Raw genomic sequence first — 15401 nt, 5'->3', positions numbered from 1 at the left:
GTATACACGGAAAAAACCTGCGTCCGGCACCCTTATTCGTATTAAAAACCTGACATTAGGGAAGAGGAAATCCTCCCTACTCTGGAGGTCATATGCAGATTCTGATTACCGGCGGTACGGGCCTGATAGGGCGTCATCTCATTCCCCGGCTGTTAACACTGGGGCACCAGGTGACGGTCGTTACGCGCAATCCCGATAACGCGCGTCAGATTCTCGATTCCAGAGTGACATTATGGAAAGGGCTGGCGGAACGTGAGCACCTCAATGAGATTGATGCCATCATCAATCTGGCGGGCGAACCGATTGCCGACAAGCGCTGGACGTCGCAACAAAAAGAACGGTTGTGCCAAAGCCGCTGGGCTATCACACAAAAGTTGGTGGATTTAATTCATGCCAGCGCAACGCCGCCCTCGGTGTTGATATCCGGCTCCGCCACGGGCTATTACGGCGATCTGGGTGACGTTGTCGTCACTGAAGACGAACCGCCGCACAACGAATTTACGCATAAACTTTGCGCCCGCTGGGAACAGATTGCCTGTCGTGCGCAGAGCGACCAGACCCGCGTCTGCCTGCTGCGTACCGGCGTTGTCCTGGCGCCGCAAGGCGGGATTCTGGGGAAAATGGTTCCGCCGTTTCGCCTCGGACTCGGCGGTCCGGTGGGTAATGGTCGGCAATATCTGGCCTGGATTCACATCGACGATATGGTCAACGGCATTCTGTGGCTGCTGGATAACGATCTTCGCGGTCCCTTCAATATGGTCTCGCCGTATCCCGTCCATAATGAGCATTTTGCTCATGCGCTGGGTCGCGCGCTGCGCCGTCCGGCGATTATTCGCATTCCGGCGACGGCAATTCGCTTATTGATGGGAGAGTCGTCAGTGCTGGTATTGGGCGGACAGCGGGCGCTGCCAAAACGGCTTGAAGCCGCCGGATTCGCATTTCGCTGGTATGATTTAGAAGAGGCGCTGGCGGATGTGATTCGCTAGTTCCTAAAGCGCCGTATCCTGCCCGGTAAGCGATGCGCCGCCGGGCTTCTTTTATTTCAGCGAGCCTTTCAGGAATTGCTGTAAACGCGGGCTTTGCGGATTGCCGAACACCTGCTCCGGATCGCCCTCTTCTTCAATTTTCCCCTGATGCAGAAAAATAACGTGCGAAGAGACATGGCGGGCGAAGCCCATTTCATGCGTGACCACCACCATCGTTTTGCCTTCTTCCGCCAGTTGTTGCATGATGCGCAACACTTCGCCGACCAGTTCAGGATCGAGCGCCGATGTGGGTTCATCGAACAGTAAAACGTCAGGTTCCATCGCCAGCGCGCGCGCAATAGAAACGCGCTGCTGTTGGCCGCCGGAGAGATGGACGGGATATTTGCCCTGAGCGCGCTCATCAATCCCCACCTTCGCCAGATATTTCAACGCCCGCTCGCGCGCGTCGTGCTTGCTTAATCCCAGTACCTGAATCGGCGCTTCCATCACATTTTCCAGCACCGTCATGTGGCTCCAGAGGTTAAAGTGCTGAAACACCATCGTCAGGCGGGTACGCAACAAGCGTAGCTGATTTTTATCCGCCACTTTGAGCTGCCCGTCTTTGTCGCGCACCAGATTAATGTTCTGACCGTTCACGATAATCGCGCCTTCGCTCGGTTTTTCGAGGAAGTTAATACAGCGCAAAAAAGTACTTTTACCGGAGCCGGACGAGCCGATAATGCTAATCACATCTCCGGCGCGGGCCTGCAGCGATACCCCTTTCAGCACTTCATGACCGCCGTAGCGTTTGTGCAAATCGATAACGTGTAATTTATTTTCTGACATCATGTTACTCGAATTATTTAGAGGATACGTGCTGCAACCAGCGTCTTTCCGCCCGACGGAACAGGCTTATCAGGACATACGAAATGAGTAAATACAACACGGCGGCAATGCCAAACGCGGTAAACGGCTGGTAAGTCGCTGAGTTAATATCGCGGGCGATTTTCAACAAATCCGGCACCGTCGCGGTAAACGCCAGCGCCGTAGAGTGCAGCATTAAAATCACTTCGTTGCTGTAGGCAGGCAAGGCGATGCGTAATGCCGACGGCAAAATAATGCAGCGATACATTTTAAATGACGAGAAGCCATAGGCCCGTGCCGCTTCAATTTCACCGTGCGGCACCGAGCGAATCGCCCCGGCGAAAATTTCCGTGGTGTACGCGCAGGTATTCAGTGTCAGCGCCAGTACGGTACAGTTCAGTCCGCTGCGGAAAAACGCGTTAAGAAGATCGGTGCCTTTGACTATCTCCAGCGTATACATCCCCGAATAGAACACCAGTAGCTGTACGTACAGCGGCGTGCCGCGAAAAATATACGTAAACAGCCAGATGGGAAAACGGATGAATTTATTACTGGAAACGCGACCTACCGCCAGAATCACCGCCAGAAGACCGCCCATCACCACCGATGAAATTAACAGCCACAGCGTAATCGCCACGCCGGTAAAACGATAGCCATCCGTCCACAGCAGGGATTTCCAGTACTCCTGAATGATCTCAATCACAAATCGGCCCTCTTCACGCCCACAGAATAGCGACGCTCAAGCAAGAGCAGCACACCATTGGAAACGGTGGTAAATACCAGGTAGATAAGTCCACAGACCACGGCAAAATAGAAAGGCTCCCAGGTGCTTTTACCGGCAAGCTGCGTGGCTTTGACGACATCTTCCAGGCCCAGCAGCGACACCAGCGCCGTCGCTTTGAGTATCACCTGCCAGTTATTGCCGATCCCCGGCAGGGCGTAACGCATCATCGCCGGGAACATAATCCGCCGGAAGGTTTGCCCGTGGGTAAAACCAAAAGCCGTCGCCGCCTCGATATGGCCTTTCGGCACCGCCATAAACGCGCCGCGAAAGGTTTCGGTAAAATAGGCGCCGTAGATGAAACCAAGGGTGATAATACCGGCCACCATCGGATCAATATCTATCTGGTCGATACCCAGCGAATCGGTCACCACGTTAAGCGCGATTTGCAATCCGTAAAATATCAGCAGCATTAAAACCAGATCCGGCACCCCGCGAATCAGGGTGGTGTATCCTTCAAAAATAAGCCCCGTTACCCGGTTTTGCGAAAGCTTCGCCCCCGCGCCGACAAGACCGATAAGCACGGCCAGCACCACGGAACTGAGCGCCAGTTCCAGCGTGACGATCGCGCCCTGTAAAATTACGCCTGAAAACCCGTACAACATGCAGCCTGTCCTGTTGTGTGTGGTGAAGTAAGAAGCCTCTTTTGCATTTTTGCCTCACATCACGCCGGATGGCGGCTGTGCCTTGCCCGGCCTACGATGCTCCGTAGGCCTGACACGCACAGCGCCATCAGGCAATGCAGACAGTCAACATTCTTTGGGCTTTATCTGCACCGACGGTGATTAACCGCCATAAACATCAAAATCAAAGTACTTTTTCGCCAGCTTTTCGTAAGTACCGTCAGCACGCATTTCAGCAAAGGCTTTGTTCAGCGCTTCGCGCAGCTCGTTATCCTCTTTGCGCAGCCCCATACCGGTTCCTACGCCGAATAACTTCTCATCTTTCACCGCCGGGCCGCCGAATTTATAGTCTTTTCCGACGGGCTGTTTAAGGAAACCTTCGCTGGCCGCGACCTCGTCCTGGAACGCTGCATCAATACGGCCAGCCGTCAGATCGGAATAAATGTTGTCCTGCCCCTGGTAAGAGACGATCTCAATCCCTTTCGGTGCCCAGTGCTCATTGCCGAAGGTCTCCTGCGTCGTCCCCTGTAGCACGCCGACGCGCTTGCCTTTCAGCGACGCGATGGTCGGCTGAATATCAGAGTTCTTCGCCACCACCAGACGGGAATCAGCGGCGTAAAGCTTGTCGGTAAACGCGATTTCCTGCTGGCGCTTTTCAGTGATGGACAGCGAGGACATGATGGCATCAATTTTCTTCGCTTTTAAAGACGGAATCAGCGCATCCAGCGGGTTTTCCACGAACGTACACTGTGTGTTGATACGTTTGCACAGCTCTTTGGCCAGATCGATATCAAAGCCGACCAATTCACCTTGTGCATTTTTGGATTCAAACGGTGCGTATGTAGGATCGGTACCGATACGAATCTTTTGTGGAATAGCGGCAAATGCTGCGGTGGCGCTGGAAAATGCCAGCACCAGAGAAAGGGATAACGCCAGTTTTTTCATAACTATCCTCAACAGACTGTCTTTCCAGGAGATCTTTACAGATCCGATGCGACTATCGTGCCATTAATCAGGCCGACAAGGCAAAGCATTCTACCTTGTCAGCCGGTTTATTTTGCATAAAAATCGATTAAGTATGCATTTATGCGCCTGTTCCGCAACGGCTTATGCACCAAAAAGGTGCAAAACATCTATTTTGCACCGTGATAGTTCCCCAGCGCGGCGCGTTATCCCCTTCCCTCAATCGCCGTAGACATTAAAATCGAAGTACTTTTTGGCCATTTTGTCGTAAGTTCCGTCCTGGCGCAGTTCGGTCAGCGCTTTATCAAACGCGGCTTTTAGCTCGGTATCGTCTTTGCGCAGCCCAACCCCCGTCCCGTCGCCAAAATATTTTTTATCCTTCACGGAAGGACCGGCAAACGCATACTCTTTGCCCGCTGGCTGCTTCAGGAAACCTTCGCTGGCGGCAACTTCATCCTGCAATGCGGCATCCAGACGACCGGCAGTTAAATCGGAATAGATAAGATCCTGGTTGGCATAAGCCACCACATCCACACCTTTAGTGCGCCAGTTATCATTGGCGTAAGCCTCTTGCGTGGACCCTTGCAGCACGCCGACATGCTTGCCTTTCAGCGATTCCAGCGTCGGCTGAATGGGAGACCCTTTTGCCGCAATCAGGCGTGAATCCGCCGCGTAAAGTTTGTCGGAAAACGCAATTTCTTGCTGGCGTTTATCGGTGATAGAGAGCGATGAAATAATGGCATCAATTTTTTTCGCTTTTAGTGAGGGAATAAGCGCATCAAAGTCGCTGGCGACCCAGGTACATTTCACCTGCATACGCTTACACATTTCATTACCGAGATCGATATCAAAGCCAATAAAGTCGCCTTTGGCATCTTTCGATGAGAAAGGCGCGTAGGTGGTATCTGTTCCAATACGAACCGTTTGCGGGAGCGCGGCGTAACTGGCCGCCGTCGCGCCCAGACCTATCAGCAAAGACAAAGCGAGAACGGTCTTCTTCATACATACCCCTCAAGTGGCGTCATTTTCTTATGTTTTACGTGGTGTTGTGTGTTTGCAGACTTTTTCATGCAGGTCTTATGCCATTTTCACGTCAGCAAAACGATTCGACGTTAAATTTGTTAATAAAACGTTGCAATATTGTCCTGATGTTGAAGATAGCAGGTATGACGGTTGAACCGCAGCGTTTCGGCGGCTTTTAACGAATTAAATGTTGAGGATATGATCGCGGTTACAAAATTGCCCTGAAACAGGGCAACAGGGACAATAATGCACGCTAAACAGACAACGCTATGCGCCCTGCCAGCGAACAAAAAGATCGTGCGGAAGGGGGATGTCAAACTGATCCAGTACTCGATTAACCGTTTGATTTATAACATCATCTAACGTCTGAGGAAGGTGATAAAAAGCCGGAACCGGCGGCATAATCACCGCGCCTATCTCAGCGGCCTGGGTCATTAAACGCAAATGCCCGATATGCAGCGGCGTTTCGCGCACACACAGCACCAGAGGTCGCCGCTCTTTTAATATCACATCCGCCGCGCGGGTAAGCAGTCCGTCAGTATAACTGTGGACAATCCCCGACAGCGTTTTAATCGAACAGGGCAGGATAACCATTCCCGCCGTCGGGTAAGAGCCCGAAGAAATGCTGGCGGCAATGTCGCGCGCATCGTGCGTCACATCGGCCAGCGCCTGCACCTCGCGCAGCGAAAAATGGGTCTCCAGCGCCAGCGTTTGCCGGGCCGCCTGGCTCATCACCAGATGCGTTTCCACGCTATCGACATCGCGCAAAATTTGTAATAAGCGCACGCCATAAATCGCTCCGCTGGCGCCGCTAATACCTACAATGAGTCGTTTCATGTTCTCTTACCGTTTACGAGCGCCGTTCATCCCACTGTGTTACGTAACCGGCTCAAAGTGGGTCTGAAGAGATACCATGACAAAAGAATCCCTATCATAAAAGCCAGCTCAACCAACATTATCACTACCCCCTGCTCACTAAACCAGGTGCCGACCATAATGGCAAAATTGGTGATAATGACAAATCGGGCCGTCCAGGGGAAAAGCGGCGATCGATAGCGTAGCAAATCGCTGGCGTACGTTCCATTACGCACCGATTGTCGGAAACGATACTGGCACCATCCGATGGTTATCCATGCCAGGCAACCCACCTGCCCGGTACTGGCGATCAGATATAAATAAAATTGCTGTGCGGGAATATAGCGGGTCAGCAACGACACCAACGCCAACAAGGCCGTGATTAAAATAGCATACACCGGCACGCCGCCGCCGTTCGTTTTACCAAAGCAGGCTGGCGCAAAGCGATCGCCCGCCATAGACCACAGCATACGCGAACTGGCGTAAATGGCCGAGTTAGCGGCAGAAACCGCGGCGGAAAAGATCACCAGCGTCATCAGCGTATCCGCCCCCGGAATGCCCGCGTGGGAGAATACCCATACAAAGGGACTTTGTCCATTTGGCGTCAGTTCATGCGGATAGACCAGCGCCAGCACCGCAATCGCCAGGCCGTAAAACAAAATGATTCTGAGACCGATCCCCAGGATCACTTTCGGTAAAATAATGTGCGGCGATTCGGTCTCCCCTGCCGCATTTCCTACCAGTTCCACCCCCTGGAAGGAGTAAATCACGATCGTCATACAGACCACAATTTGCTCCCAACCGTGGGGAAACCACATTCCGTCTGTTTTTAACGTCGGGTGCCAGTCACTATGGCCCATTAGCGAGTAGATCATGACCCCGCCCGCGCAGATAAACAGCACGATCGCGAAGACCTTAATGGCCGAAAGCCAGTATTCGCATTCGCCAAAACTTTTTGCGGAGGTAAGATTGATGGCCGTCAGGATGAGCAGAATCGCCAGGCAGAACATATATACCGGAACCGCGGGGAAAAACTGGTGAGCAATAAACCCTGCGGCAGTGAGGTCGGCTGCCAGGGAAAAGACCCAGCTAAACCAGTAAAGCCAGCCAATGGTATAGCTCCAGCAAGGTGACGGCATAAACATCAGCGCGTAATGTTGAAATGAACCGGAGTGAGGAAAGGCGCATGATAATTCGCCAAGACACATCATCGTCGCCAGCATAATGGTTCCGGCAAACAGATAGGCCAGTAAGGTTCCCGCCGGCCCGACGCTGCTTAACGGTTCGGCAATGCCGATAAATAAGCCGGTGCCAATCGTGCCGCCCAGCGACATCATCAGCAGGTGCCGCTTCTTCAGGTTACGCCGCAGACCGCCTTCAGGCTCTGCTGGCGGAGATTGTTGCAGGGTATCCATCGTTACTCCCTGTCTTTCGTGAGGTCAAAGATGCCGCCGCGACATAGCCGCGGCGGTTATGCGTTAACGCGTAAACCTCCAGGCGACGCCTTTGGTCTGGCAGGCCATTAACAGGCCCGTATAATCCAGCTCAAAGCGAACCACATCGCCTACTTTTAGCGACTGACGACAATCTTCAATATCCACCAGCGTATGATCGCTGGTTTGCCCTAAGATAGTGATAGCGTCGTCGCATGGCACACAGTTATCCGACGGCACATCCTGACGACCAAACGCCAGCAATGCGCGTCGGCGTATGCCACGATCGACAAAGGTTTTACTTTGCAAAAAGGCATCGACGCCCAGCTCCCCGACCGGGACGGTCGGTTTACTGTTCAGTTCGATGATTTCCGCTTCCAGGATATACATATCGGAACAGGCTTTATCGACCGGTTTTGCGGAGTGGTGAAATTCATTCAGGTATTTCATGTCCACATATTCAATGCCGAATTCATGCAGGCCGCCGATGCGCAGATGATTCAGCCCCTGCGGCCAGATACCTTTATCCAGCAGGTGATAGCTGGTGCAGTTTCCCGCAGAAAGCCGCCGGACAGGGATACCGCTGTCAGCTTCCAGCCGGGCGGCCAGCGCCAGAAAATCCTCGCCATTTTTTACCGTTGGCAACACGGTGCCGTAACAATTAAAGTTGGTGCCCAGTCCATATAATTCCAGACCGGGCAGACCAGTAATCAGAGTCACGGTCTCAAGAATGCGTTGATATTCACCAAACCAGATACCCTCGCGTAAATCGCCCATATCCACCATCAGTAATACCTGATGCGTTTTCCCCTGGCGTTGGGCTTCTTGCGATAATGCCCGTAATACCACCGGCTCGCTATTTAAACTAATATCCGCGTAGCGCACCACATCTTCGATTTCACTCAGACACGGGCTGCGTAACAGGCAAGTCGTACATCCTGTCTCGCGTATTTTTTTCAAATTATAGGTTCGTGATTCAGCAATAACGGTAATTCCGCCGTTGAACACCGCCTGTGCAGTTTCCACGCAGCCGTCAAAAACTTTATTGACAGCCATCACGTCAATACCGCTGCTTGCCAGCAGAGCTTTTTCCGTGCGGGCGTTTTCTTCCAGCTTGCGTAGATTTATTTCCAGAACTGGCATATACATTTTATTTTCCTCCCGCCATGCTTAAACGGGCATTACGTTTCTGCGCCCGATGGTAAATGTACTCCGCGACGACAACCGCCAGCACGGCTCCGCCAATAATTTTCCCGGCGTACTGGAAATATCCGCCCATATCAATTTGAGAAGGCGGAATAAATAACAGCGCAACGGCAAAGGCGATAGAAAGAAAGCCCAGCGCAGGTAAAATAGCCGGTAAAACCTTGCCCGGAATTTTAAAACTTCTTGGCGTATCCGGCTGAGTCTTACGTAAACGCCAGAACGCCGGGAACATCACCAGGTAAGGAATAAAATAGGTGATGGTCGTTAGCGCCGTTAACATCCAGTAAGCCGCCGCAACGCTTGGCGAAATAAAAGTCGAAAAACACAGGACCGTGACAATAATCGCCTGTACAGTCAAGGCAAAGGCGGGCGTTTTCCACACCGGATGTAATTTGCCGATTCGGTCCCCCAGCAGATTATCTTCACGCGAGGCTTCCTGGAGCATATAAATCGGCCCCACCAGCCAGGAGTTAATCTGCCCGAGAGCGCCAAAAAACATACAGATGGCCATAACAGGAATTAACCACGGCATATGCAGCGTATCCGCAGCAGCATGCATAGCCTGCATGACGCCTGCCACAATGTCGGTTTTCCCGGCGGGTAAAAGCGTGTTTAGCGCCCAGGTGCCGACCATATAGATCCCAACGATAACGGCGGCGGAGACGGCCATCGCTCGCGGAAAATCACGCTGTGGATTACGGGTACGCCCGGCAATCATCGGGGCGACCTCCAGTCCGGCAAACGCAAACATCATGCTGGATAAGAAAACGATCGTATCCCAGTGTCCGAGATCCGGAATCCAGTTTTTCGCTGTAGTGTAGTCCGTCTGCATCTGGTGTCCGGTACATAGCCATACCACCGCCAGTAAAATGAGGATGGCGGAGGGAATAAATACGCCGCACCAGGCGCTGATGCTATTAATAATTTTTGTCCATTCCATCCCGCGGATATTCATCAGCGTTAATAGCCAGAAAATTACCGCGGAACCAATACCGATAAATGCTTTATTTTCCGCCAGGCCGCCGCCGATCATATAGCCCAACGCGGTAAAGCCGAATTGCAGCATTAATGGGAAAAACAGTACGCAGGAAAAGAGAAAACAAACCACAACAATCCATGCAATACGTTTACCAAATGCCTCTTTAATCCAGACAAATATCCCGCCATCTTTCGGCCAGCCGGTTGACAGCTCGCCGCATACCATCGCTAAAGGAAAAAACAAGCAGAATGCGGCTATCACCCATAACAACATGGCCGATGCCCCGTAAGGCGCCACGTTAGGGATTTGCCGCAAACTCAGAATAGCGATGACATTCATAAAGACAATGTCTTTGATGCCAAGTAAGCCAGAATTCGTGTTACTCATGGCCATCTCCTGTTATGCATTCAGGCATCACTGCCCTCTTCTTATCATCTGACGACGGGCTTCAGCATGAAACTGAAGCCCAAAACAGTATTAATAAATGTCGTACTTGACCATATCTTCGTAACTGTCTTCCCGACGAATCAGACGCGTCTCACCATTTTTATCGATCATCACCACGCCCGTGCGCGGACGGTTGTTATAAACGGTTTGACTTTCAATGGTGTATGCCCCGGCATCAAGAAACGCGACAATATCGCCAACATGAGTCTCCTTCGGCAGTAAAAACTCTTCGCCTTTCACTCCCATGTGGAAATAATCCCCGCCATCACACAGCGGCCCGGCTAATTTTATCCAGGCGTCGTGCGCTGCCGTCATGCGAGAGGCGTTATAGACATAAAAGAACCAGTCAAAATGCTGGCTGTCAGAAAGTACGCTGTAACCAGCGTCGACAAATTTCCATTCAACGTGGCATTCCACATTGCCGTTAAGATCGTAATTTGTTTTACGTTTTTCGCAGGAGACTTCCGTCAGTAAAACCGCCGCCGACCCGGTCACTTTACGTCCCGGTTCAATACATATTTCCACATCGGTACGCCATTTATGCACTTCGCGAATGACCGCATCGGCAAAATCCTGGGCGGTAATACCGGCATACATATTATCTTTTAACGGGTCGCCATTCTCGTCGTCATATTTATAGGGAACCGGAATTCCGCCGCCCACGTTAATCAAATCAAATTTAATACCGAGCACCTCTTCCAGGCGACGGGATTCATCCACCAGCACTTTAGTCGCTTTTGCGAAAGGCTCTGACTCCGGCACCTGATCGCCTACATGCATATGCAAGCCGCGCAAATGCACATAAGGCATTGCCAGAATGCGGCGGCAGGTTTCTTCCGCCTGTTCCAGGTCGAGACCCGACTTCGCATGGAAAGCGGTAACCAGTTCCGCATGCGTCGCCGAGGGAACATTCGGCTCTACGCGGACGCAAACATTGGCGACTTTCTTCAGCTTGCGAGAGATGGCATCAATATGTTCCAGCTCATACAGGCTATCAACATTAATAAGATACAGATCGTTGGCGATAGCATATTCCAGATCGGCAGGCTTTTTCACCACGCCGTTGAAGACGATCTGATCGCCGCGAAAGCCTATCTCCAGACACTTGCGAACCTCATATTGTGAGTTTGCCTCCGCGCAAATTCCGGCGTCACGAATGGCTTTCAACACCCCCATGACCGAGCAGGTTTTTGACGCAAAGAAGGTTTTGGTATTTTTATGCGCCGCAAATGCCCGCTGGATTTCATGAATGTTACGAATAATCTCCGGCTCAGAAAACACATAGAACGGCGTGGGGTACTGGCGCGCCAGTGCGTCCAGATCGACCCCTTCAAAACACAAATGACCGTCTTTGTGCTGGAAACGGCGATCGCCGTTGATTACCTGCTCACGTAGCTGGTTGTAATTCTGCATAATCGAGTCAGTCATAACGCCCTCTGCTTAATGTTTATGGTAAAAATCCGCATTCTTTACAGGGATAAAGCAAAAGGCATGCCACTATTTTTTATCAAAATAATCAATTACTTATAAAAATAAGCTATTTCTCATTTTCGTCATTGAGTTTGCTATTCATCACAACGACGAAAATTCGTCACTTTTATAATGGCAATATGAACAATAGATATGAGGAATGCATGTATGGCATCCACCAATCAGGAACTGGCCTCGGCGCTCAGGATGTTTTCCCGCTTTTTCGATTTGATTCATCAGCCGTTGGCCGTCATTAATGAGCGTGGTGAATACGTTTACTACAATCAGGAAAGCGCGGATCTGGACGGCTACAGCATTGAACGGGCAATGGGAAAACATATGCTCGATGTCTATCCGGGCATGAAAGAGACGCAAAGTACGATGCTTTCATCGTTAAAAAAAGGCGTGGAATACATTGGCCATTATCAAATTTATTACAATGCGCGAGGCCAGGCCGTTGACTATCAGCACACCACCGCGCCGCTCTATGCAAGCGATGGCGGCATGGTCGGCGTTATCGAAATCGGCAGGAATATGTCCGGCGTCAGGCGGCTCCAGGAGCAGGTGGTAGAACTGAACCAACTGCTGTATGCCGATCGCCATGAGAAGCACCATGCCATTATTACCGAAAATCCGGAAATGCTCAGTAATATCGCCAAAGCCAAACGGCTGGCCGCCAGTAATATTCCGGTGACGATTGTCGGGGAGACGGGAACGGGTAAGGAGCTATTTTCCCGCCTGATACATCAATGCAGCAAGCGGGCGAATAAGCCATTTATCGCCCTGAACTGCGGCGCTCTACCGCCTACGCTTATCGAAAGTACGCTTTTCGGCACCGTGCGCGGCGCCTATACCGGCGCGGAAAATAGCCAGGGCTATCTGGAACTGGCAAACGGGGGAACGCTCTTTCTTGATGAGCTGAACGCCATGCCGATAGAGATGCAAAGTAAGCTGCTGCGATTCTTGCAGGATAAAACCTTCTGGCGGCTCGGCGGACAACAGCAACTCCACTCTGATGTCAGGATCGTTGCCGCCATGAACGAAGCGCCCGTCAAATTAATTCAACAAGAACGCCTGCGGGCGGATCTTTTTTATCGGTTGAGCGTCGGAATGTTGACGTTACCGCCGCTGCGCGCCCGCCCGGAAGATATTCCCTTACTGGCAAATTATTTTATTGATAAATACCGTAATGATGTGCCGCAGGACATTCACGGACTAAGCGAGACGGCGCGTGCTGATCTGCTCAATCACGCCTGGCCGGGTAATGTCAGGATGCTGGAAAACGCGATTGTACGCAGCATGATCATGCAGGAAAAAGACGGGCTGCTGAAACACATCATTTTTGAACAGGACGAGTTAAATTTAGGCGTACCGGAAACCGCGCCGGAAAATCCCCTTCCCTCGTCACCCGATCCGCAGTATGAAGGGTCGCTGGAGGCACGGGTTGCCAACTACGAAAGGCATTTAATAGAAACCGCGCTGGATACGCATCAGGGGAATATTGCCGCCGCGGCCCGTAGCCTTAACGTATCCCGCACCACGTTACAGTACAAAGTACAAAAATACGCTATTCGCTTCGGCGTGGTGCGTAATTGACATCGGCCAGCGGCATCGCGCCGCTGGCAAAGCCATTAGCCTTCGTTATGCATTTCCAGGTTTTCCATTTCGTTCTGGAACAGCACCGCTTTGGCGTCGTCATTACGTAATGAATCCAGGAAGTCGAGGTATTGCTGGTCTACGTCTTTGGTGACATATACCCCGTTAAATACCGAACATTCAAACTGCTGGATATCCGGGTTTTCCGCGCGTACGGCTTCGATCAGATCATTCAGATCCTGGAAGATAAGCCCGTCTGCGCCGATAATCTGCCGAATCTCATCCACCTCGCGACCATGCGCGATCAGCTCATTGGCGGTCGGCATATCAATGCCATAGACGTTGGGGAAACGAATTTCCGGCGCGGCGGACGCCAGATAAACCTTCTTCGCGCCGGCTTCCCGGGCCATCTCGATGATCTGCTCTGATGTGGTGCCACGCACGATGGAATCATCCACCAGCAGGACGTTCTTATCGCGGAATTCCGCGCGATTAGCATTGAGCTTACGGCGCACGGATTTACGGCGTAGCTGTTGGCCCGGCATGATAAAGGTACGTCCCACGTAACGATTTTTGACAAATCCCTGGCGGTACGGCTTGCCGAGAATACGGGCAATTTCCAGTGCGATATCGCAGGAGGTTTCCGGGATAGGGATCACGACGTCGATGTCCAGATCTTCCCATTCACGAGCGATTTTTTCGCCAAGTTTGGTGCCCATATTCACACGAGCGCTGTAGACGGAGATCTTGTCGATAAAGGAGTCCGGGCGAGCAAAGTAAACGTACTCGAACAGACAGGGATTACTGACCGGATTATCCGCGCACTGGCGCGTGAACAGTTGCCCCTTTTCGGTAATATAGATAGCTTCGCCCGGCGCGACATCGCGCAGAAACTCAAAGCCCAGCGTATCCAGCGCCACGCTTTCAGAAGCGACCATATACTCCGTACGACCATCGCCAACGTCACGCTTGCCCAGCACTAACGGGCGAATGCCGTGCGGATCGCGAAAAGCCACCATGCCGTGGCCGATAATCATCGCCACGCAGGCATAGGCGCCGCGGATTTGACGGTTAGTCGCGGCAATCGCGGCAAAAATATTGTCGGCTTCCAGCGGATAGTGACGGAAGTTGTCGAGCTCGCTGGCGAAAATATTGAGCAGGATTTCGGAATCGGAGGTGGTGTTGATATGACGGCGCTTTTCTTCAAACAGCTTTTTACGTAGCTCGTGCGCATTAGTCAGGTTGCCATTATGGGCCAACGTGATGCCATACGGCGAGTTAACGTAAAAAGGTTGCGCTTCGGAAGCGCTGGAGCTGCCTGCGGTAGGGTAGCGTACATGGCCGATCCCCATGTTGCCCTGCAAACGCTGCATGTGGCGAGCTTCAAAAATATCGTTCACCAGCCCGTTTGCCTTACGCAAGCGGAAGCAGTTATTCGCATCAATGGTGATGATACCGGCAGCATCCTGACCACGATGCTGGAGCACTGTTAACGCGTCATAAATCGACTGGTTGACCGGCATAACACCGGCGATACCGACAATACCGCACATACGTCATTTTCCTCGTTAAGCCACATCTCAGAACCTGTTACGTCCTGGGCAAGAAACTCGACGAGCTTTGCAGATAGTCAAAGAACCATCTGATGATGAAGCTGAACTGCGGGATGAGCTGCGATTTGCTCCAGTCTTCGCTTTTCGACAAGCCGGTAAAGGTATCAAGGAAGAACAGAATGGCGGCGACAATCAGCGCGCCTCGCAGTGCGCCGAAACAGATCCCCAACACCCGGTCAGTTCCCGACAGGCCGGTCTTTTCTACTAGCTGACCTATCACAAAATTCACGATAGCGCCGACGATAAGCGTCGCGATAAACAGTACCGCGATAGCAATCCCATTACGAACCAGTTCGTCTTCAAAGCCCGTAAACCAGACAGACAGGTAAGTGTAGTAGTGACTGGCGACAAAGAAAGCACAACCCCACGTCACCAGCGATAACGCTTCACGAACAAAGCCGCGGATCAGGCTAACCAGACAGGAAAAAGCAATCACCGCGATAATGGCGTAATCAATCCAGACCATAGATGTCCCACGATTTTACGCCCTGTCGTCCTGTTCGGGGCGCATTCTAACAGAAAAAGAAAACGTTTGCGTAGGGATTTCCTTCCCACGCGTAAATAAAAATGGCGCTGAAAAAAT

Annotated in this window: 14 protein-coding genes; 2 read left to right on the top strand and 12 right to left on the bottom strand. The window is 51.8% G+C overall.

The window, feature by feature from the left end; all coding sequences use genetic code 11:
- Positions 1 to 92: 92 nt before the first annotated feature.
- Positions 93 to 986 (top strand): TIGR01777 family oxidoreductase, encoded by an 894-nt coding sequence (locus HV477_RS09180; RefSeq protein WP_001166274.1) that lies wholly within the window; start codon positions 93 to 95, stop codon positions 984 to 986.
- 51 nt (positions 987 to 1037) lie between these two features.
- On the opposite strand, the gene hisP is transcribed toward HV477_RS09180, so the two are convergent.
- The 10 genes from hisP to HV477_RS09130 form a co-directional block, all read right to left on the bottom strand.
- Positions 1038 to 1811: a histidine ABC transporter ATP-binding protein HisP gene (hisP, locus tag HV477_RS09175; RefSeq protein WP_001293591.1), complete on the bottom strand. Its 774-nt coding sequence runs from the start codon at positions 1809 to 1811 to the stop codon at positions 1038 to 1040.
- 13 nt (positions 1812 to 1824) lie between these two features.
- Entirely contained in the window at positions 1825 to 2532 is a 708-nt protein-coding gene (hisM, locus tag HV477_RS09170) for a histidine ABC transporter permease HisM (RefSeq protein ID WP_000569771.1), read from the bottom strand.
- Positions 2529 to 3215, bottom strand: a complete 687-nt coding sequence (locus HV477_RS09165) for a histidine ABC transporter permease HisQ (RefSeq protein WP_000965498.1) — start codon at positions 3213 to 3215, stop codon at positions 2529 to 2531. Before HV477_RS09165 ends, hisM begins: the two co-directional genes overlap by 4 nt.
- Positions 3216 to 3395: 180 nt before the next feature.
- Positions 3396 to 4178 carry a histidine ABC transporter substrate-binding protein HisJ gene (gene hisJ, locus HV477_RS09160; RefSeq protein ID WP_000731865.1) on the bottom strand — a complete coding sequence of 261 codons (783 nt, stop codon included), beginning with the start codon at positions 4176 to 4178 and terminating at the stop codon, positions 3396 to 3398.
- Positions 4179 to 4415: 237 nt separating this feature from the next.
- Entirely contained in the window at positions 4416 to 5198 is a 783-nt protein-coding gene (argT, locus tag HV477_RS09155; protein ID WP_000754418.1) for a lysine/arginine/ornithine ABC transporter substrate-binding protein ArgT, read from the bottom strand.
- A gap of 288 nt (positions 5199 to 5486) precedes the next feature.
- The gene (locus HV477_RS09150; RefSeq protein WP_000825682.1) at positions 5487 to 6056 is read right to left on the bottom strand and encodes a UbiX family flavin prenyltransferase; all 570 of its coding nucleotides are present in this window, start codon (positions 6054 to 6056) and stop codon (positions 5487 to 5489) included.
- Between the two features lie 26 nt (positions 6057 to 6082).
- Positions 6083 to 7489 carry an amino acid permease gene (locus HV477_RS09145; RefSeq protein WP_000380356.1) on the bottom strand — a complete coding sequence of 469 codons (1407 nt, stop codon included), beginning with the start codon at positions 7487 to 7489 and terminating at the stop codon, positions 6083 to 6085.
- 63 nt (positions 7490 to 7552) lie between these two features.
- The gene (locus tag HV477_RS09140) at positions 7553 to 8656 is read right to left on the bottom strand and encodes an alanine/ornithine racemase family PLP-dependent enzyme (RefSeq protein WP_000281907.1); all 1104 of its coding nucleotides are present in this window, start codon (positions 8654 to 8656) and stop codon (positions 7553 to 7555) included.
- Position 8657: 1 nt separating this feature from the next.
- Positions 8658 to 10079 carry an APC family permease gene (locus HV477_RS09135; RefSeq protein WP_000072512.1) on the bottom strand — a complete coding sequence of 474 codons (1422 nt, stop codon included), beginning with the start codon at positions 10077 to 10079 and terminating at the stop codon, positions 8658 to 8660.
- Between the two features lie 90 nt (positions 10080 to 10169).
- On the bottom strand, positions 10170 to 11567 hold the full coding sequence (locus HV477_RS09130; protein WP_023226609.1) for an alanine racemase: 1398 nt from the start codon (positions 11565 to 11567) through the stop codon (positions 10170 to 10172).
- A gap of 210 nt (positions 11568 to 11777) precedes the next feature.
- Here HV477_RS09130 and HV477_RS09125 point away from each other — a divergent pair, with 210 nt between their 5' ends.
- On the top strand, positions 11778 to 13205 hold the full coding sequence (locus tag HV477_RS09125) for a sigma-54-dependent Fis family transcriptional regulator (RefSeq protein ID WP_000168928.1): 1428 nt from the start codon (positions 11778 to 11780) through the stop codon (positions 13203 to 13205).
- A gap of 35 nt (positions 13206 to 13240) precedes the next feature.
- Here the strand turns inward: HV477_RS09125 and purF are convergent, their stop codons facing one another.
- Complete coding sequence (gene purF / locus HV477_RS09120) at positions 13241 to 14758, bottom strand: amidophosphoribosyltransferase (RefSeq protein ID WP_000334205.1); 1518 nt, start codon at positions 14756 to 14758, stop codon at positions 13241 to 13243.
- A 37-nt stretch (positions 14759 to 14795) separates the two neighbouring features.
- Positions 14796 to 15284: a colicin V production protein gene (gene cvpA / locus HV477_RS09115; RefSeq protein ID WP_000262102.1), complete on the bottom strand. Its 489-nt coding sequence runs from the start codon at positions 15282 to 15284 to the stop codon at positions 14796 to 14798.
- Positions 15285 to 15401 lie beyond the last annotated feature (117 nt).

It is taken from the genome of Salmonella sp. SG203 (assembly GCF_013350575.1).
Lineage (GTDB): Bacteria > Pseudomonadota > Gammaproteobacteria > Enterobacterales > Enterobacteriaceae > Salmonella > Salmonella enterica.
Note: the sequence above shows the minus strand (reverse complement) of the source record. Positions and strands in the feature narration are given on the sequence as shown.

Bases quoted from the DNA above. Each gene is read 5' to 3' on its own strand.
- HV477_RS09165 (WP_000965498.1), bottom strand. From the start codon at position 3,215: ATGTTGTACGGGTTTTCAGGCGTAATTTTACAGGGCGCGATCGTCACG.
- hisJ (WP_000731865.1), bottom strand. From the start codon at position 4,178: ATGAAAAAACTGGCGTTATCCCTTTCTCTGGTGCTGGCATTTTCCAGC.
- hisP (WP_001293591.1), bottom strand. From the start codon at position 1,811: ATGTCAGAAAATAAATTACACGTTATCGATTTGCACAAACGCTACGGC.
- HV477_RS09135 (WP_000072512.1), bottom strand. From the start codon at position 10,079: ATGAGTAACACGAATTCTGGCTTACTTGGCATCAAAGACATTGTCTTT.
- purF (WP_000334205.1), bottom strand. From the start codon at position 14,758: ATGTGCGGTATTGTCGGTATCGCCGGTGTTATGCCGGTCAACCAGTCG.
- HV477_RS09130 (WP_023226609.1), bottom strand. From the start codon at position 11,567: ATGACTGACTCGATTATGCAGAATTACAACCAGCTACGTGAGCAGGTA.
- HV477_RS09180 (WP_001166274.1), top strand. From the start codon at position 93: ATGCAGATTCTGATTACCGGCGGTACGGGCCTGATAGGGCGTCATCTC.
- argT (WP_000754418.1), bottom strand. From the start codon at position 5,198: ATGAAGAAGACCGTTCTCGCTTTGTCTTTGCTGATAGGTCTGGGCGCG.
- cvpA (WP_000262102.1), bottom strand. From the start codon at position 15,284: ATGGTCTGGATTGATTACGCCATTATCGCGGTGATTGCTTTTTCCTGT.
- HV477_RS09125 (WP_000168928.1), top strand. From the start codon at position 11,778: ATGGCATCCACCAATCAGGAACTGGCCTCGGCGCTCAGGATGTTTTCC.
- HV477_RS09150 (WP_000825682.1), bottom strand. From the start codon at position 6,056: ATGAAACGACTCATTGTAGGTATTAGCGGCGCCAGCGGAGCGATTTAT.
- HV477_RS09140 (WP_000281907.1), bottom strand. From the start codon at position 8,656: ATGTATATGCCAGTTCTGGAAATAAATCTACGCAAGCTGGAAGAAAAC.
- HV477_RS09145 (WP_000380356.1), bottom strand. From the start codon at position 7,489: ATGGATACCCTGCAACAATCTCCGCCAGCAGAGCCTGAAGGCGGTCTG.